This window comes from Paraburkholderia sp. (genome assembly GCF_035656215.1).
Lineage (GTDB): Bacteria > Pseudomonadota > Gammaproteobacteria > Burkholderiales > Burkholderiaceae > Paraburkholderia.
In genome coordinates this window covers 17714-34854 of sequence record NZ_DASRSY010000051.1, presented here as the reverse complement: position 1 = coordinate 34854, position 17141 = coordinate 17714, and the positions used below count along the sequence as shown (strand labels likewise).

Annotated in this window: 18 protein-coding genes, 1 pseudogene and 1 riboswitch; of the genes and pseudogenes, 6 read left to right on the top strand and 13 right to left on the bottom strand. The window is 61.9% G+C overall.

The features are described 5' to 3' along the window. The coding region (locus VFE81_RS02775; RefSeq protein WP_325043128.1) for a LysR family transcriptional regulator at positions 1-585 on the bottom strand (585 nt) is incomplete at its 3' end. A gap of 179 nt (positions 586-764) precedes the next feature. On the opposite strand from VFE81_RS02775, the gene VFE81_RS02770 reads away from it, so the two are divergent. The 3 genes from VFE81_RS02770 (at position 765) to VFE81_RS02760 (ending at position 4363) form a co-directional block, all read left to right on the top strand. Beyond that, the gene (locus tag VFE81_RS02770) at positions 765-2111 is read left to right on the top strand and encodes an MFS transporter (RefSeq protein ID WP_325043127.1); all 1347 of its coding nucleotides are present in this window, start codon (positions 765-767) and stop codon (positions 2109-2111) included. A gap of 99 nt (positions 2112-2210) precedes the next feature. Continuing rightward, positions 2211-3416, top strand: a complete 1206-nt coding sequence (locus VFE81_RS02765) for a M20 aminoacylase family protein (protein ID WP_325043126.1) — start codon at positions 2211-2213, stop codon at positions 3414-3416. Between the two features lie 314 nt (positions 3417-3730). Then, positions 3731-4363, top strand: coding sequence for a LysE family translocator (locus VFE81_RS02760; RefSeq protein WP_325043125.1), 633 nt, complete (start codon positions 3731-3733; stop codon positions 4361-4363). Positions 4364-4463: 100 nt separating this feature from the next. Here the strand turns inward: VFE81_RS02760 and VFE81_RS02755 are convergent, their stop codons facing one another. Together VFE81_RS02755 and VFE81_RS02750 are read right to left on the bottom strand one after the other, a co-directional pair. Beyond that, positions 4464-4991 (bottom strand): GNAT family N-acetyltransferase, encoded by a 528-nt coding sequence (locus tag VFE81_RS02755; protein WP_325043124.1) that lies wholly within the window; start codon positions 4989-4991, stop codon positions 4464-4466. A gap of 12 nt (positions 4992-5003) precedes the next feature. Next, on the bottom strand, positions 5004-5576 hold the full coding sequence (locus tag VFE81_RS02750) for an XRE family transcriptional regulator (RefSeq protein WP_325043123.1): 573 nt from the start codon (positions 5574-5576) through the stop codon (positions 5004-5006). A gap of 304 nt (positions 5577-5880) precedes the next feature. Here VFE81_RS02750 and VFE81_RS02745 point away from each other — a divergent pair, with 304 nt between their 5' ends. Continuing rightward, complete coding sequence (locus VFE81_RS02745) at positions 5881-6585, top strand: YceH family protein (protein WP_325043122.1); 705 nt, start codon at positions 5881-5883, stop codon at positions 6583-6585. A gap of 45 nt (positions 6586-6630) precedes the next feature. Here the strand turns inward: VFE81_RS02745 and VFE81_RS02740 are convergent, their stop codons facing one another. Genes VFE81_RS02740 through VFE81_RS02730 form a run of 3 tightly spaced genes read right to left on the bottom strand, consistent with a single transcriptional unit; the run spans position 6631 to position 9173 of the window. Next, positions 6631-7515, bottom strand: coding sequence for a MipA/OmpV family protein (locus tag VFE81_RS02740; protein WP_325043121.1), 885 nt, complete (start codon positions 7513-7515; stop codon positions 6631-6633). Continuing rightward, a complete protein-coding gene (locus tag VFE81_RS02735) occupies positions 7512-8399 on the bottom strand; it encodes an alpha/beta hydrolase (protein ID WP_325043120.1) in 888 nt (295 codons plus the stop codon). Before VFE81_RS02735 ends, VFE81_RS02740 begins: the two co-directional genes overlap by 4 nt. A 3-nt stretch (positions 8400-8402) precedes the next feature. After that, positions 8403-9173 (bottom strand): DUF4118 domain-containing protein, encoded by a 771-nt coding sequence (locus VFE81_RS02730; RefSeq protein ID WP_325043119.1) that lies wholly within the window; start codon positions 9171-9173, stop codon positions 8403-8405. 344 nt (positions 9174-9517) lie between these two features. Here VFE81_RS02730 and VFE81_RS02725 point away from each other — a divergent pair, with 344 nt between their 5' ends. Beyond that, the gene (locus VFE81_RS02725) at positions 9518-10195 is read left to right on the top strand and encodes a class I SAM-dependent methyltransferase (protein ID WP_325043118.1); all 678 of its coding nucleotides are present in this window, start codon (positions 9518-9520) and stop codon (positions 10193-10195) included. A gap of 23 nt (positions 10196-10218) precedes the next feature. On the opposite strand, the gene VFE81_RS02720 is transcribed toward VFE81_RS02725, so the two are convergent. From VFE81_RS02720 to VFE81_RS02710, 3 genes and pseudogenes are all read right to left on the bottom strand, one after another. Further along, entirely contained in the window at positions 10219-10737 is a 519-nt protein-coding gene (locus VFE81_RS02720; protein WP_325043117.1) for an SLATT domain-containing protein, read from the bottom strand. Between the two features lie 102 nt (positions 10738-10839). Continuing rightward, positions 10840-11134 (bottom strand): annotated as a pseudogene (locus VFE81_RS02715) (alkanesulfonate monooxygenase); the annotation flags it as partial. A 37-nt stretch (positions 11135-11171) separates the two neighbouring features. After that, on the bottom strand, positions 11172-12446 hold the full coding sequence (locus tag VFE81_RS02710) for an acyl-CoA dehydrogenase family protein (protein WP_325043116.1): 1275 nt from the start codon (positions 12444-12446) through the stop codon (positions 11172-11174). 394 nt (positions 12447-12840) lie between these two features. Here VFE81_RS02710 and VFE81_RS02705 point away from each other — a divergent pair, with 394 nt between their 5' ends. Next, positions 12841-13461, top strand: a complete 621-nt coding sequence (locus tag VFE81_RS02705; RefSeq protein ID WP_414695540.1) for an allophanate hydrolase-related protein — start codon at positions 12841-12843, stop codon at positions 13459-13461. Positions 13462-13533: 72 nt separating this feature from the next. On the opposite strand, the gene VFE81_RS02700 is transcribed toward VFE81_RS02705, so the two are convergent. The 4 genes from VFE81_RS02700 to VFE81_RS02685 form a co-directional block, all read right to left on the bottom strand. Then, positions 13534-14577 carry a rod shape-determining protein gene (locus tag VFE81_RS02700; RefSeq protein ID WP_028194510.1) on the bottom strand — a complete coding sequence of 348 codons (1044 nt, stop codon included), beginning with the start codon at positions 14575-14577 and terminating at the stop codon, positions 13534-13536. A 122-nt stretch (positions 14578-14699) separates the two neighbouring features. Continuing rightward, on the bottom strand, positions 14700-15098 hold the full coding sequence (locus tag VFE81_RS02695) for a hypothetical protein (RefSeq protein ID WP_325043115.1): 399 nt from the start codon (positions 15096-15098) through the stop codon (positions 14700-14702). Positions 15099-15246: 148 nt separating this feature from the next. Beyond that, the gene (locus tag VFE81_RS02690) at positions 15247-16299 is read right to left on the bottom strand and encodes an ABC transporter substrate-binding protein (protein WP_325043114.1); all 1053 of its coding nucleotides are present in this window, start codon (positions 16297-16299) and stop codon (positions 15247-15249) included. A gap of 173 nt (positions 16300-16472) precedes the next feature. Further along, a riboswitch (guanidine-I (ykkC/yxkD leader) is annotated at positions 16473-16620 on the bottom strand. 116 nt (positions 16621-16736) lie between these two features. Then, positions 16737-17105: a MarR family transcriptional regulator gene (locus tag VFE81_RS02685; protein ID WP_325043113.1), complete on the bottom strand. Its 369-nt coding sequence runs from the start codon at positions 17103-17105 to the stop codon at positions 16737-16739. Positions 17106-17141 lie beyond the last annotated feature (36 nt).

The window sequence follows — 17141 nt, the reverse complement described above, 5'->3', positions numbered from 1 at the left end:
ATCCCAACTGAGCCATGCCGCCTGGGTGAGCCCTTGCAGAGAACGCGTGCCGCGCAGCGGATGGCCGGCGCGCACACCCAGCGTGGTGGCGATGGTGTAAAGCGTCTCCCAGTAAAAACGTGTGTCGGTCGGCTGACCGATACGTGAAACAAGGCCGAAATCGATCGAGCCATCGGCGAGACCTTCCTGGATCTGCGCCGGACGCAATTCGAACACATTGATGGTGACCTGCGGATAAACCCGCGAAAACTCCCGTAACGCCTCAGCAAACGGTCCGGCAGACGTCACCGGCGTGACGCCCACCGTTACGGTGCCGCGTGCGATGCCGAGCAGCGTGGAGATGTCCTCGTGCGCGTGGCGCAGTTCCTGTTCGATCGCGCGTGCATGTCGAATCAGGCTTTGCCCGTACGGCGTGAGCTGCGTGCCCTTGGCTGAGCGCACGAACATCGGCGCGCCAAGTTCCACCTCCAGATCGGACAGCGCCTTGCTCACTGCCGGCTGCGTGATGTGCAGCGCACGCGCCGCTTCGTGAATGCTGCCGTTCTCGGCGACGGCGATCAAAGAGCGTAACTGGTGAAGTTTCATCGTCGAATCCACGTGAATGGTGTTCCGGCTGTGTGCCGCGTCAGCCTCCAGTGTGGGGATAAATAAAAGTGATGGCTATAAAAACAAACGATTTGCGCTCGGAAATTGACGACCGCACTGTTCGGTTGACGTCGGCCGCAAAGCGACGCAGCCCTTCCATCGGAGTCATCGGAATTCTCATGGCAAATCTGCACACCTCGCTGCAATCCGCATCAGTCGACGCGGTGTCCCTTGAGCCGGTTCAGGGACTCGCTCCGTTGTCGGATCAGACATCGGTCCAGCCGCGCGCCTCGAAGTTCGCGCTGATCGCCGCGACCACGCTGGGCAACGGGCTGGAGATGTTCGACTTCACGATCTACAGCTTCTTCGCGGTCCTGATCGGCAAGCTGTTTTTTCCGTCGCATACGGCTTTCGGCTCGTTGCTCATGGCAGTCGCCACCTTTGGCATCGGCTTCGTGATGCGGCCGCTGGGGGGCATCCTGATCGGCAACTACGCGGACCGCGCGGGCCGAAAGGCGGCGATGACGCTGACCATCGCGCTGATGGCGCTCGGCACGGCAACAATCGGCCTTGCGCCCACTTATGCGCAGATCGGCCTGTTCGCGCCGTTGCTGATCGTGCTCGGCCGATTGCTGCAAGGCTTCTCGGCCGGCGGCGAGATCGGCGCGTCGACCACGCTGTTGATGGAGTCGGGTGTGCAGTCCACACGCGGCTTTCTGGTTGGGTGGCAACTGGCGAGCCAGGGTGCGGCCGCGCTGGTCGGCGCGCTGAGCGGCTTTCTGCTGTCGCATTTCCTCGCGCCCGCCGATCTGGAAAGCTGGGGCTGGCGCATCCCGTTCCTTTGCGGTCTGCTGATCGGACCGGTCGGGCTTTATATCCGCCGCGCGCTGGATGAAACGCATCACGCTACGGCGCGCGAAAGCAGCGCGTTTCGTGAGCTGATAGCGGGTCATCTGCGGCAAGTGTGCGTCGGCATTCTGATGATGGTCGGGGGCACGGCATCGATGTACATCGTCGTGTTCTACATGCCGACTTATCTGATCCGCGTGCTGCATATGCCCCCAGGCACCGCGTTTCTGTCGGGTTGCGTGGCCGGCGCGGTCTTGCTGATTGGCTCGCCGCTCGCCGGGCTGCTGTCAGACCGCCTGCCGCGTCGCAAGCCGCTGGTCGTCGGCGCCACGCTGCTCGGCGCCGTGTTGATCTATCCGGCGTTCTGGTTGCTCAACCACACGGCACAACTCGGCGTCGCGCTGACGGTGATCGCCGCGCTGGCTGGCTGTCTCGCGCTCGCTTCCAGCTCGGTCTTTCTCATTCTCATGGAAGGTTTTCCGAAACATGTGCGCGCCACGGGCTTCTCGGTGGTGTACAGCATCGGCGTGTCGGTGTTCGGCGGTTTCGCGCAATTCATCGTGACGTGGCTGATCAGCACGACCGGCAATCCCATGTCGCCGGCTTGGTACATGGTCACGTGCAGCGCGGTGTCGCTCGGCGCATTGGCGGCGTTGAAAGAGCACCGCGCCGACTGAGCGCATCGGCTGGAGAGTCCGATCAATCGCAGTGCAGTTGATCACCCGGAATGACTGGCAGGACCAATAGAACCCACAGAACCAACAGGAGAACATCGCATGTCTGAAGCACAAATCGTTGACGCGGAGCTGCAATCAGCCGGACTGATTGCGGATGTAGTCGCCGACGAGCAGATCTTTATCGATCTGCGCCGCCAGATTCACGCGCATCCGGAAACAGGTTTCGATGTAGTCAATACCGCTGAACTGGTCGCCGGTCTGCTGAAGGAGTGGGGCTATGACGTGCATACCGGCATCGGTGGCACGGGCGTGGTCGGGCAACTGAAGCTGGGCAACGGGACACGCAAGATCGGCATTCGCGCGGACATGGACGCCTTGCCGATTCACGAGCAAACGCATCTGCCGTACGCAAGCCGGATTCCCGGCAAGATGCACGCCTGCGGCCACGACGGCCACACCGCGATCCTGCTGGCCGCCGCCCGGCATCTGGCGACGAGCCGCGGTTTCGACGGCACGCTCAACCTGATCTTCCAGCCCGACGAAGAGAACCTGTGCGGCGCGCGCCGCATGATCGAGGAGGGTCTGTTCGAGCGCTTTCCGTGCGACTCGGTCTACGCGCTGCACAACGGCCCGGGCATCCCGGTCGGTCAGTTCGTCGTGAAGACGGGCGGCGTGACGTCGGCCTCGGACGTCGCCACGGTCACGTTGACGGGTGTGGGCGGCCACGGCGCGATGCCGGACAGGGCGCGCGATCCGATCGTCGCAGCCGGCTCGCTGATCATGGCGTTGCAGACTATCGTCTCGCGCAATCTGCCGGCCTCTGAATTGGGTGTGGTGAGCATCGGCGGAATTCATGCGGGCGCGACCCACAACGTCATCCCGGAGACGGTGAAGCTTCTGCTGAACATGCGCTCGACCAACCCCGAGATGCGCGAGCGGATCGAAAAACGCGTGCATGAAATCGTCACGCTGCAGGCGCAAAGCTTCGGCGTGGAAGCCTCGATCGACTACAAGCGGCTCGTGCCGGTGGTGGTCAACGCTGAAGCACCCACCGCGCTTGTACGTGACGTGTTGACCGATCTGGTCGGCGCCGCGAACGTGCTGACCGACACCAAAGGCATGATGGGCAGCGAAGACTTCGCATGGATGTCCGACGTGGTGCCGGGCTGCTATGTGGTGATCGGCAATGGCGTAGGCGAGTGGGGCGGTTGCATGGTGCACAACCCCAAGTACGATTTCAACGATCGCATCATCAGTCTCGGCGCGAGCTACTGGATCAAGCTGGTCGAAGCGTACCTGCTCTGACCCGCCGTTGCTCGCACTGCATCGGGATGAAGCGCGCCGTACTCCGCATCGCAGCGGGCAAAAAAGTAAAGACCCGGATGAGGATGTCATCCCTCATCGGGCTGTCTGCAGTGAAGGGCGCATCGCTGGGCGACTTCGCGCTGGGGATTCATCAGCACTTCTGGTGCAGGAAGCGAGCGCGGAGGCGTCGAAAGTATCAAGGGCATGCAACTACTGCCTATGCGGATTTTTCATGCTCATATCGAAGGCCTGAATCGGCGACATCGGCTATATTTAGCGGCACTGCCCGACTTCAACTCACAGAGGAGACCGCCGTGCCCGCTGTCACAACGATGCTTGCCTTCGCCCTGGTCTCGCTCGGCATGGTGCTTACGCCCGGCCCGAACATGATTTATCTGATCTCGCGATCGCTCTGCCAGGGGCGGCGCGCCGGGCTCGTGTCGCTCGGCGGCGTCGCGCTCGGCTACGTGTTCTACATGTTTTGCGCGGCGTTCGGCATCACCGCGCTGTTGTTGACGGTGCCCTACGCGTACGACGCGTTGCGTTTCGGCGGCGCGCTTTATCTGCTGTATCTGGCATGGCAGGCGGTCAAGCCGGGCGGCCGCTCGCCGTTCCAGGTTCGCGACCTGCCGCACGATAGCCGCCGCAAGCTGTTCACCATGGGACTCGTCACCAACCTCGCGAATCCGAAGATCGCGGTGATGTATCTGTCGTTGCTGCCGCAATTCATTTCACCGGCGCACGGCAGCGTGCTCACGCAGTCGATCGCGCTGGGCTGCGTGCAGATCGTCATCGCCGTCACAATCAACGCGCTGATTGCCAGCATGGCGGGTTCGATCGCAGGGTTTCTCGCCGGGCGGCCGGTATGGTTGCTAGTGCAACGGTGGCTGATGGGCACCGTGCTCGCCGGCCTGGCTGTGCGGATCGCGTTCGATTCGCGCCGTTAAACCACGGCTTGAAGACTCGCCTGAGTCTGCATGGCGGGCTTCCTGAGGGCGTATCGCTCACCTTTTGAGCATGCGTCACGGGTGGCCGCCAGCGTTACGCTCAGAGCGTCTTGTACATGATGGTCGTCGAATCAAGCCGCTCCTCCAGCGTGTCGCGGCAAAACTGCGGGATCACACCGGCCGTTTGATAACCTAGCGCGGCATAGAGTGGCTCGGCTTTGTCGCCCGTGCGCGTATCGAGCGTCAGCAGGCTGCGTTGCAACTGGTGTGCACGGTGTTCCAGTTCCATCATCAGCGCTTTGGCGATGCCCTGGCGGCGAAACGCCGGGTGTACCAGCAGCTTGCGCACCTCCGCGCGATGACGCTGGTTCGGCATCGTGTCGTAGTCCAGTTGTACGGTTCCGGCGATTGACTCGCCGTGACGAGCGACGAACAGCACGAGCGCGCCCGCGCGCAGCGACGGCAGCACTTTGCCGCTCCAGAACGCCTCACTCTCTTCAACGCTATAGGGCAGCACAAATCCGACACTGGCGCCGTCATGGACGCAGGCACGCAGCAGCGCGCCGAGTTCGGGCAGATGGCGAGCGAGGTCGTCGGCGGAAAAAGTCGTGATGGCGGTCGTGCTCATGTTGGCTCGCTCTCAGACGATGAAGAGGATGTAACGGGCTGCGCTGTGCGCGGGCGTGACGAAAGCGCTGGGGCCGAGCAGCTGATAGCGCAGACAGTCGCCGGGTCGCAGATCGTGGCTTCGGCCGTCGACGGTGATTTGCAATTGCCCTTCGAGCAGGACCAGATGATGTTCGAGGCCGGCTCTCGACGACGCGTCGTAATCGATCCGCACACCGGCATCGAGCTCGCACTCGAGCGCCTCGCCGCTCAGCGCTTGCGCCGGCGGTGACACCGAACGGCGCCGGAAACCGACGCTCGTGTCGGTCCAGACCGCCTGCGCCTCGCGTGACACCAGCGGCGCGAAGTCTTCTTCGACCATGTGCATGAGGCGCGACATCGGCAAACCGTAGGCGACGCAGAGTTTGCCCAGCACATTCGCCGTGGGGCTCACGGCGGCATTTTCGAGGCGCGACAGGGTGGCGCGGCTCACGTTGCTGAGCTTCGCGAGATCGTCGAGCGACCAGTTGCGCTCGGCACGCAGCGCTCGAAGACGCTGGGCGATGCGGCGGTCGATGGCGTTGTCGTCTGGGGCTGTATGTTCCATATTCGGGAAATTATCTCGAATATGGGATTCCGTCAACGAAACAAAAATGCCCGGCGTGAAAGCGAGCGGACAGCCCTGACGTGCGAGCGGATGTGTGGGCGAGTGGTGCAGGGAAGGGCCTCTTACGGCAACACGGGCCGAGCTAAATAACACGACACACGCTGGGCCATTGCGGAGATTCGCACATCGCGAGCGGCTGGGGCGTTTATCATAGGGCCCACAAACTAAAACCTGCCGCCCGGCTGTGCAACGGTAAGGCACACCATCCACGAGACCTGGCGGCGCATGCCGCGACATCCTCTCTATGAACTCCACTCCCGACGCTGTTTCCCGTCCCTCCATCCGCGCTTTGACCTTGCTTGAAGGGCGCGTACTCGGCGTGCTCGTCGAAAAGCAGCACACGGTGCCGGACAGTTATCCACTTTCTCTGAACGCGCTGACCTTGGGCTGCAACCAGAAAACCGGCCGTACGCCGGTGATAAATGCGACCGAGGCCGAAGTGCTGACTGCCGTCGACGGATTGAAGCGCCTGAGTCTGGTGATGGAGGGCAGCAGTAGCCGCGTGCCGCGCTTCGAGCACAACATGAATCGGGTGTTGGGGTTGCCGAGTCAGTCGGCTGCGCTACTGACTACCTTGTTGCTGCGCGGCCCGCAGACTGCGGCTGAGTTGCGCTTGAATAGCGCGCGCTTGCATGGGTTTGCGGACATTTCGTCGGTGGAAGCTTTTCTCGATGAACTGGCCGACGGGAACCCGTCGCGAGTGGCGAAGCTGGCCCGGACACCGGGCGAGCGCGAAAATCGCTGGACGCATCTGCTATGCGGCGAGATCAGTGCGAGTGAGCTTGCACCCCCCGGCGGCGAGGATGAGGTTGTACCCTTGTCGGCGTTCGAGGCGGTAAAAGCTGAACAGAAGCGGCTTTCCGATGAGCTGAGCCGGCTTCAGGTGGTGGTGCGGAGGATGGCCGCCGAGTTGGGAATCGAAGTTGAAGAGCTTGGCACGGGGGATTGAAGCGCCATTGGATTTTTGCGCGGCAGGCGTGCAAAAAGCCAAAAATTAAAATTTGTAGTTCACCGAAGCGAGCGTATTGAGCTCGAACCTTTTTTCGGTAATCGGGCTATTCGCCGCGTCGTGCTCCAGTCGTCCGAAAGTAGCGGAAACCGAGCCATTCCAGTGCTTTGAAAAGTCGTACGTCACCATGGCGTTCATATGGATGTCCCGCACACCGGCACTGGTGCTATACGTGGGCAATCCCGACGCCGCACTCTGCTGCTCCGAGACGCCGAAAAACGTCCGCGTATAAGTCCCGTTCGCCCACGTGAACCCGGGGCCCACCGAGAACAGCCAGCCGCCAACCGGCGCCGAAGCCACGAAATCGGTGCTGATCGTCGTCCCCTGGTGATGCCCGGCGATATCCTGGTACAGCGCCACCGAGCCGGTAAACGCCCACCACGTGTAGTCAGCGAACAGCTTCAGCTTGGGGCCGCCATACACGTTGCCAAGTCCATGCAAGCGCGGGTCGTCGGACTCCTTGCGAGTCTGGAAATCGAAACTGAAAGCAGCGCCCACGTGATAGGCGGGACCGCGCAGCACGTTGACGCCAAGCACATCAGGACCTTGCGAGAAAATCCGGTCGTCGTAAGAGATGTCCAGCGCAGGGAAGGGGAATACGTTCAACTGCCGCGATCCCGGGTACCTGGGCGTGATCACCACGCCAGGGCCTACGCCAATTTTCCATTTGCTGTCGGTGGCCGCGCCCGTGCTTGCGTCGGTCGTCGCGTTCGAACTCGTTGCATCGTCCGCATACGCAGCGCGCGCGGTGCAAAGGCCCAGCGCAGCGGCGAGCAGCAGTGACAGGTGTGCGGATTTGCCGAATCTGAATGGGGCACGCAGAGACACGCTCGCCGGTTTGCCGAAACTGGGCATGGTATGCACCGTCACGCACGCTCCTTGGTAAGCGCCGCGAGTTGCCTGAGGCGTCGCGCCAAAGCCTTCGAGACGACTTGTTGCTTGCCGCTGTCGTCGCCACTGTGAGCGGCTTCGCTCTCGCGCAAAAATAGCGCGGTTTCGCGCGCGACGATTTCGCGCTCGTTGTCCGACGTAATCATGTGATACGAATCATCCAGCCAGATCGTGCGTAAAAAGGCCGCGCCGATATTCGCGGCGACAAAACGGGCATTGCGGGGGCTCGATGTCTCATCGTCGATCGCATGGACGATCAGGCAATCGGTCTTGATGTCGCGCACCTGCGTGCGCACGCTCGCGGCGAGGCGGCTCGCCTGGTGCAACGCGGGCAATGAGATCGTGGACGGCCCGACTTCGCTGAAGTCGCTGCGCTGCATCGCACGGGCGATCTTCGCTCTGAGCGCTTCGTTGCGCAGGCCGAACGGCGCTTCCTCGCGATAGCGCCAGCGTTGGCGCAATGGCGTAAAGTACGCCCAGTTGAGCAGGAAGCGATACCAGGGGATCGCCCAGCCGTCGTATGAGAGCGTCAGCGATAACAACACGAGCGACTGCGTCGCTGGACGGCGATGCGCCAGCGCCAGCGCTAACGCCGCCCCGATCGATAGCCCACAGATCGAGACACGTGCAAAGCGCGCGGCCAGCGCGTCGTACTCGCGCACGGCGGCCTCGATCCATACCTCCATTGCCGCTTCTTCCGAGCCTGCGCTATAGCCAGGCAGGACTGGCGTGCAGGCGGTGAAGCCCTCGGCGTTCAGGTAGCGTGCGAGAAAGCGTAATTCGAGCGGCGAGCTCGACAGGCCGTGCAACATCAGCACGGCATGGTCGTCACCGGGTAAGAAGAGACTCGTCGGTTGGCTCATGGATCAGGCTCCGATCCGCAGCACGAGAAACACACCGGCATGGGTGGTGAACCGTTCGCACACGCATTCGGTCAACTTCGACGCACCGTCGCCGCTTTTCAGGCGCACGCGATGGCTGCCGGGCCACAGTGCCTTGCTGAGCCGCTGAATGTCTTCGGGATCGACATCGGCGAAACGCGGACCAGGCGCAATTTCGTTCGGCAGACGCGGTAGCACGCTTTGCGGTTTGAGGTCGTCCGCGGGTTGTAGCGCGTTGCGCTCGAGTGCCTGAATGAAAATGAAGGTCCTGTGATGATGCGAAAGATGACGCAGCAGCCGATGCGTTTCGTCGACGGCACGACGCGCGAGCAGGCGTTCGTTGTCGTGACGCAGCAGCATTTCATAGCGCGACTGCGCGACCGATGCGATCAGTTCCGCACGAAACTGCGAGCGGCGCAGGCGTTCGATCAGCATGATGACGATCAGCGTCACCAACGGATAGGAAACCAGCAGGACCAGGTCGGCGCGATCGAATACGGCGATGGTTGCGTAGGGTGGGACGAACAGATAGTCGGCGATACCCAGGCCGAGCAGCATGACCGTGAGCGCGGGGGCCAGCCCACAAAAATACTCGACCAGTGACGCCGCGATACAGAACGCGGTGCCCGGCATGATCGGTCCGATAAGCGGATGGAGCAACATACGCACTCCGCTGGCGATCGCCAATGCGGCGGCCGCGCCCAGCCAGACGCGTGTTCCCCTTGGTGCCCAACGACGGGCGTTTTGGACTTCCATAATCTTTTTTTTAGGGAGCGGTTGTGCTTCCCGATTGAGTGTGGCAATGCGCTTTACAGCGCAGGTCGGACAATACCATAGTCGGGCATAAGGAAAGACCCGGAAAGATGTGAATAGGGGAAGGCCAGGTGGGAATGCCGCATTTCAAATGTCTGACGGAAAAACATGTCCAGGAATAGGGGTATTCTCACCAGCGTGTATGGTACGGGCAGTGAGCTTAAATGATGCTTAAGCGGCTTGAAGAACGGCCTGTGCGGCCGCGTTGCCTCAATTACAGTTAATGCTACTTACAAATGACACAGAACATTTACGACGACCCCGCATTTTTCAACAACTAAAGCCAGTTGGGTCGTTCGAAACAGGGCCTCGCGGGTGCCCCCGAATGGCCTGCGTTGCGCGCGATGCTGCCGGAGATGCGCGGCCTGAACGTCGTCGATCTTGGTTGCGGCTACGGCTGGTTCTGCCGATGGGCGCGCGAAGCGGGTGCAGCCACAGTGCTCGGTCTCGACGTCTCGGAGAAAATGCTGGAGCGGGCGCGATCGTCGTCCAATGATCCTGCCATGCGTTATGCCAGAGCCGATCTCGAACATCTCGACTTGCCGCAGGCCGGCTTCGACCTCGCGTATAGCTCGCTCGCGTTTCACTACATCGAAAATCTGCGCGGCTTGCTTGACACTATGCACCTCGCGCTGGTGCCGGGCGGGCGTCTCGTGTTCTCGATCGAGCACCCGATTTTCATGGCGCCGCAGCAGCCCGGCTGGTCGGTCGATACGAATGGCCGCAAGCACTGGCCGCTCGACAGCTACCAGCTGGAAGGGCCGCGCGTCACGAACTGGCTCGCCGACGGTGTCATCAAGCAGCACCGCACCATCGGCACCTTGCTCAACCACCTGATCGGCGCGGGCTTCACCATCGCCCATGTCGACGAGTGGGGGCCGACCGACGCCGATCTTGCCGCGCGCCCCGAACTGGCAGAAGAACGCGAGCGCCCGATGATGTTGCTGGTGTCCGCTATACGGTAGTTTTCAGGCGAGTGAGGCGTCGCTCAGGCATCGCGACTTCGTCGCGGTTCATTGGACAGGGTTCGCTGGGTGCGATAAAAGACGCGCGGCGGCACATTCGGCGAATCTTCAGCAAGCCGGTCGAGTTCGTCGCGGATCGCTGTGAGATAGTGGCCGTCGCGGGCATCGGCGTCACCGGCGAAGATCGCTTCCAGCCTGCGCCGCACCGCGCCATAGCGCGCACCCGCCGCGCGATGCTTTTCCGCACGCTCCGCGTATCTGAGGAAAGTTTGCAGCGCGGCGGAGACCGCGGCCGCAACGCTCACGAGGCCCAGGAAGATCCTGAGCGCCGGTGAGACAGTGGCCGAACTCAACGACGCAAACACGGCCGTGCCCACAAAGGCGGTCAATACGGTGACCAGCCAGCCGACGCCACGGTCTCGCGCCGACAGGAGGTCGGCCATGTCGTAGTGGCTCATCTGGGATTCACGCGCGCGCCGGATCCACTTCAGCAGAAGCTGGTCTTCGTCGACGGGGGGCTCGTACGCAGTCAGGTTCTTCATGTCGCTCGTCGGGGCTATTGAGTTTCGCAAGCGTGGCGCTGGCGCTTGACGATACTGTGCCACATGCGAGCCCGGAACTGAACGCTGCACAACGTGCCCGGCTCAATCGAGCAGGCGGCGTACGCGTGGAATCACTTCCTCGGCAAAAATGCGCATGTCGGTCTCGAACGGCTGGAATTGCAGCATGAACAACTCGATCCCGGCACGACGAAAGCCGGCGATCCGCTCGGCGACCGTGTCATAGCTGCCGACCAGTCCAGCTGCCGTACCACCATTCGAGCCCACGCGCGGCATTCGCGCGAAGGTCTGGAACATCACCGCTTTCGGGTCGATGTTCGACTTCTGTTTGCTCACGTAACGGGGCGTCTTTCGCCGCCAGCGCGAAGAGGCCGCGCAAGCGGCCTTAATTGCTTGGGCGTGCTTGAAGTGTGTTTTTACAGTTGGGCTGGTGCCGTGGATGCTTTCGGATTCCGCGCCACACCGAACCTTTCGTTAGGCGCGTTCTCATTCAGATAGAAGTCACCGATAGCGGCTTCGCGGATGATCGCCGGATTGTGCGACGCCAGCACCCGCGCATTGCGCCAGTAGCGGTCGAAGCGGCGCGTCTCGCTGGTTGCCGATGCACCCCCCACTTCGAACAGCAGCGTGGCTGCTTGCAGCGTTTGTTCGATGACAATCTGTTGTGCCTGGAAAGTCTGGATATCCAGATGGATATAGGTCTGTTCGCCGGTCCGGCCTTCCTGTCGGGCCACTGACGCTTCATCGATCGCACGGGCAAGCGAAGCGCTGATGCTCTGCGTCGAATAAGCGAGGCTCGCGAGACGGCCGACTACGCGATGTACCAGCGGATTGTCGCGCGGACTCGATTCTCCTGGGATACCGAAGGTTCGGGTTTTGGCTTGCGTGAACGCCACCGCATCGCGCAGCGCCGCGCGGCTGATACCTGCCAGGTTCGCGACATGCAGCGCCTGATAGTAGGCAGTGAGTAGACTATTACGGCGTGGTTCGGCGGCGTTATAGCGGCGGTACAGATTGTCGAGCGAGACCGGCACGTGCTCGAAACGCGCCGTGCCGCTGCCGGTGAGACGCTGCCCGAAGCCATCCCAATCGTCGATCCGGGCGAGACCCGGCGCATCGCTCCTGACGAGCACGCGCACATCGCTTTGTCCGTCGTGTGCGGTGACGTCGACCCAGTCGGCGTAGAGCGTGCCGGTGGTGTAGTACTTCTCGCCGTCGAGATACCACGCGCCGTTGGTTTGCGTGAGGCGCACGCTGTTTTGAGTGGCGCCGGTACGCTCGGACACGGCGCCGCCGATGATCTGGCCTTGGGCGATGCGCGTGAGCCATCGGTCGCGCAGCGGTTCATCGTCATTTTCCAGCAGCGATTCGATAAAGCCACCGTGCACACGCAGGATTTGCGGAAGGTTCGAGTCTGCTTCGCCAAGGCGCGTGACCAGGGCGAAGAACTCCGTGAGCGAAATGCCGTCGCCGCCATAGCGCTTCGGCACGCGCAGTCTGGTGTAGCCCGCTTCGCGTAACCATTCCACAGGCTCGTAGGCCAACGCCCGATTCTGTTCCCGTTCTACCGCACCTTCGGCGATGCGGGCGAATACGGGTGCGAAACGTCGGGTGAGGGCGTCTTCGCCGAAAAGCTGAGCGGCGTCTGCGCTTGTGTGATTGGGGTTCGGGTGCGATTCGAATGCTGACATGAGTTCTCCAAAGCGCGGCGGGCGCCGGGCGCAATCAGAGAACGTTACGGGAGCAGTCGGGGTACTGGCAACGAAGTATTTGGTCGATTCTTAGAACCGTTAATGAAATACGTTTTGCCTTCGCGCGGTTACTCGCTGTTTGCAAGGAAGCAAACTATTTTCATTCCCGCGGCCGCGCTTGCGCGCCAATACGATCACGGCGAAGGCGGCGTGGCGGCGCTGGCTTTCGCGTCGGGCCAGTCAGCAGTCACCTGTGGCGGGCGCGGATAGCGCGTGATGCGCAACTCGCTCCACTCCAGAGAAGTGCGCACGGGTTGACCTTTTGTTTTGGTCGGGCATCATCGCAATTGCAGTTTCATTTGCGTTGCTGTGCACACGGATCCCGGCACGCTGCGTGAGTTCCGAACCCATATCATTGCTCGTATTCAAGATCGAACTCAAGGAACAACAAGTGCTTAGTAACCTGAATCAATTCGCCACGGGTTCCATCGCGCCGAGCGACGCGGACCGGCGTGCCACCGAATCGGGCGCGTGGACGCAGTCGTCGCTCGCTGCAAGCGAAGCCACGCCGGCGAGCATCGAACCATTGCCGGTTGAGGAACCCACCGTCGCGCTCGCGGTGGTCGGCGCGCATCTGCGCGGGCAACCGCTGAACTGGCAACTGCAGGAGGCCGGCGCGCGCTTTATCGAAGCTACGCATACGGCGTCCTGTTATCGGCTTTACGCGCTTGCCGACACGCAGCCGCCGAAGCCCGGACTGGTCCGCACGATCAGCAAGTCAGGTGCGCCAATCGCTGTCGAAGTCTGGGAAGTGCCGCTGCGCACCTTCGGCAAGTTCGTGATGGACGTGCCCGCGCCGCTCGGTATCGGCACGCTGCAACTCGCCAACGGCCTCGCTGTGAAAGGTTTCATTTGCGAGCCGTCCGCGGTCAGCGACGACAGTGGCGCGACGGAGATTACCTCGTTTGGCGGCTGGGTCGCCTATCTCGGCAGCCTGAAGGCAAACGTGCGCTAATCCTCGAACTGAGCGATCGACGCTTGCGAAGCGACCCTCGCAAGCGTCACCTGTTAGCGTCACCCATAAGCGTTATTCGTAAGAAAAAGCCCCGCCGAACTTATCCATCCGCTCCAGCGCCATCCCCGAACCGCGCACCACACAGGTCAGCGGCGCTTCGGCGACGAACACCGGCAGGCCGGTTTCTTCCGCGAGCAGGCGGTCGAGATCGCGCAGCAACGCGCCGCCGCCTGCGAGCATGATGCCGCGCTCGGCGATGTCGGCGCCCAATTCCGGCGGCGTCTGTTCCAGCGCAATCTTTACCGCCGAGACAATCTGATTCAGCGGATCGGTGAGCGCTTCGAGAATTTCGTTGCTGGACACCGTGAAGCTGCGCGGAATCCCTTCCGACATGTTGCGGCCTTTGACTTCCATCTCCTTGACTTCGGAGCCTGGAAACGCGGAGCCGATTTCCTTCTTGATCGCCTCGGCGGTCTGTTCGCCGATCAGCATCCCGTAGTTACGGCGAATATAGTTGACGATCGCATCGTCGAACTTGTCGCCGCCTACGCGCACCGAGCCTTTATAAACGACGCCGCCAAGCGAAATCACACCCACTTCGGTGGTGCCGCCGCCGATATCGACCACCATCGAACCGGTCGCCTCGGATACGGGCAGACCCGCGCCGGTGGCCGCGGCCATCGGTTCTTCGATCAGGTAGACCTGCGAGGCGCCCGCGCTATGCGCAGCTTCCTTGATCGCGCGCCGTTCGACCTGAGTCGACCCGCACGGCACGCAGATGATGATGCGCGGCGACGGCGCGAACATCCGCGACTCGTGCGCCATCTGGATGAAGCGCTTGATCATCTGCTGGGTGATGTTGAAGTCGGCGATCACGCCGTCCTTCATCGGGCGGATCGCCTCGATATTGCCCGGCACCTTGCCGAGCATCTGTTTTGCTTCCTTGCCGACGGCCAGAATGATCTTCTTGCCGTTAGGGCCGCCTTCCTGACGAATCGAGACCACCGAAGGTTCGTCCAGCACGATACCCTTGCCACGCATGTAGATGAGGGTGTTCGACGTGCCGAGGTCGATTGCCAGGTCGTTGGAAAAATAGCCGCGCAGAAAACCGAACATGCAAATTCCTGTCTCTCTGATGCCGGGCGCGTGAACGCGCCGCTTGGGAATGCCGCCCGGAGGCGGCAGGCGACCAGTTGACGGTCGGGAGAGAAGGAAGAATAACAGCTTCGGGCGGACGGCTACTTAGGTGGGCGTACCCGAAGCAGGTTGTCGGCCTGCCATTTGATGCGTTCGCAATTGCCTTTGACCCGCACCGCGAATTCCGCCGGAGAACTGAGTTGCAGCGAACGCATCTGGATCGCATCGCTATCCCCGCGCTGCCAGCCCACCTGCCAACGTGTATCGAACTGGCTGGCTTCGGTGAGAACCTTTCTGAGCTTTTCCTTGTACGCTGTCACGTCCTGCGCGGACCCACCACAAAACTCCTTGGCAAAGCGGGCACGCTGGCCCGCGGCTTCCGCGCTGGCGTTGGCGCCGTCTTCGCTGGCGGATGCGAGCCGCGGCTGGGCCAGCAGCACAAATACCAGCAAAGGCGCCAGCGCGAGCAGGGCGCGATAGCAAGACCGGTTGTTATACACGATTGCCTCCTTGTGGCCGTGCGCCTGCGCCGCAACGAATCGTGTGAGTTGAGCGGCAGCGCGTGCTGCCGCCCATATTACCGTGTCCGGCTAGAGCGCCCCGGTTGCCGCTACAGACGGCCGGCGCAGTCAGGCCGCCGTGCGGTCCTTACGGCGCATTGGTCAACGCCGGGTCGAGATAGGCATTCACGTTTTGCGCCTGTTTGTAGACCGCGTTGCGCACGTTGAACTTGTCCGCGTTCAGGCTCGAACCGTACACCGAGTCCAGCCCGTCACCCTTGACGAAGGCCTTTCGGGCCGCCGCTGCGTCGAGCAGATGCGTGCCTTTCAGCAATGGGAGGTACTGGGCGGGCGTCAGGCCGACGCGTGCGGACATGATCTTCACGGCATCCGGTTGCGTCTTCGGATCGTTGATGTAGGCCACGCAGCGATACCAGACCTTGATCACCTTGGCCCAATCGGCCTTGCGCGACTGCAGACTGACCGGATTGACCGTGATCGCGTCGTAAATCAGACCCGGCGCGTCGGCCGAGGTGAAGATCGGACGTGAGCCCGGCACGCGCTTGAGCGCTTCGCCTGCGTTCGGTTGCCATGCGCCGACCGCGGCGACGTCGTTGGACGACGCCAGCACCTGCGGCAACTCATTCGTCTTCGCGTTGACAAGCGTGATGTCCGATTCCTTGAGCGCATGCTTTTCGAGCGCCGTGTCCAGCAACAGGTGGTCAACCAGACCCATTTCGACACCGACCTTTTTGCCCTTGAGTCCATCTACCGTGCGAATGGGCGGCTTGGCCACGATCATGTCGTTGCCGCTCGAGTAGTCGGTCAGGAGGATCATGACGTTTTTGGCGCCGCTTGCGCCGGTGACCAGCGCGTCGCCGTTGGTTGCGCCAACCGCGTCGAGCTTGCCGGCGGCAAATGCATCGAGTGAGGCCGAGTAGTCGAACCACTGAAAATTGACATCCACGCCGGCCTCCTTGAACCAGCCTTTGTCGATGGCAATCTGAAAGGCGACGAAGCCGGGCCAGTCGCTATAGCCGATGGCGAGAGGCGCGGCCGCCTGTGCGGGCGCAGCAGCGAAGCCGACAGCAAGCGCGGCGGCAACGCCGGCAATCGCGCCACGCACGCGGCGCGACGAGGCAAGGCGGTGAAGGCGGTGCAACGGGGTGAGGGGCGTACGGGCGGATGCGAAGCGTTTCATCGTTTTCTCCAGGAGACCGGTCAATTGCGATTGTTGAGTTGGATCGCGCGGCGACTGCGCGATAAAACAACATGACCGGTTCCCGCGAGAATCCGAATGGTCCGCACACTGCGCGAAAACTGCGGGAGACAAACGCCGGCCACGGAGAGGCACGATAGGCATCGCTATCGCCGATCTCCCGGGCTTTTGTCCCGCCGTGTAGTGCAACCGCCGCCCGCTTTCGAGTTGAGATCCGAATTGAACTCGTATCGAACGAACCGGCGCACCGGGCTGCTCTCGGACCAGACATTCTTGCGAACCGGAACCCTAGCATCCCTAAGATGCGACGCTGCCGCACCTCTCGGCGATTAATCTAGCGAGAAATATGCCAGCCAGATCGGAGGATGCCGCGAGATGCTGTTATGCAAATGCTTCAACGCAAGCATGGCGTCAAAGCTTCAATCCAGCGCGGCAAAACGTTGATGCACGTAGGCGAGAAACTGCTCGAGGCGCTCTTCGATCGATGCCGCGAGGCTGATCTGTTTGATGCGGCGGTCCGCTTCGGAACTCGTCTCCAGCAGCCAGCCGGCGTCGATCAACTCCTGCACATAGCGAACCGCCGTGCGGCGGCTCACGCCAGGCATGAAATCGTAGAGCGCCGTCTTGGCGAAATTGTTTTCCGGGTCTACCCACATCCGGCAAAACAGATCGCTGTAGTTGAGGTCGTTCAGCCCGAGGTCGCCGAAATGCGAGGACCACTGCCAGTCCATGTCGAGAATGGCGCGCGCGACGGATTGCCCCTTGTGACGTGCAAGTTTTTTCTTCATTGATTCACCACGAAGAGGAGGGGTGCACAGTTTAAG

Excerpts from the sequence above, each read along its gene's own strand:
- VFE81_RS02770 (WP_325043127.1), top strand. The coding sequence starts at position 765 with ATGGCAAATCTGCACACCTCGCTGCAATCCGCATCAGTCGACGCGGTG.
- VFE81_RS02765 (WP_325043126.1), top strand. The coding sequence starts at position 2,211 with ATGTCTGAAGCACAAATCGTTGACGCGGAGCTGCAATCAGCCGGACTG.
- VFE81_RS02755 (WP_325043124.1), bottom strand. The coding sequence starts at position 4,991 with ATGAGCACGACCGCCATCACGACTTTTTCCGCCGACGACCTCGCTCGC.
- VFE81_RS02750 (WP_325043123.1), bottom strand. The coding sequence starts at position 5,576 with ATGGAACATACAGCCCCAGACGACAACGCCATCGACCGCCGCATCGCC.
- VFE81_RS02745 (WP_325043122.1), top strand. The coding sequence starts at position 5,881 with ATGAACTCCACTCCCGACGCTGTTTCCCGTCCCTCCATCCGCGCTTTG.
- VFE81_RS02735 (WP_325043120.1), bottom strand. The coding sequence starts at position 8,399 with ATGAGCCAACCGACGAGTCTCTTCTTACCCGGTGACGACCATGCCGTG.
- VFE81_RS02730 (WP_325043119.1), bottom strand. The coding sequence starts at position 9,173 with ATGGAAGTCCAAAACGCCCGTCGTTGGGCACCAAGGGGAACACGCGTC.
- VFE81_RS02720 (WP_325043117.1), bottom strand. The coding sequence starts at position 10,737 with ATGAAGAACCTGACTGCGTACGAGCCCCCCGTCGACGAAGACCAGCTT.
- VFE81_RS02710 (WP_325043116.1), bottom strand. The coding sequence starts at position 12,446 with ATGTCAGCATTCGAATCGCACCCGAACCCCAATCACACAAGCGCAGAC.
- VFE81_RS02700 (WP_028194510.1), bottom strand. The coding sequence starts at position 14,577 with ATGTTCGGTTTTCTGCGCGGCTATTTTTCCAACGACCTGGCAATCGAC.
- VFE81_RS02690 (WP_325043114.1), bottom strand. The coding sequence starts at position 16,299 with ATGAAACGCTTCGCATCCGCCCGTACGCCCCTCACCCCGTTGCACCGC.
- VFE81_RS02685 (WP_325043113.1), bottom strand. The coding sequence starts at position 17,105 with ATGAAGAAAAAACTTGCACGTCACAAGGGGCAATCCGTCGCGCGCGCC.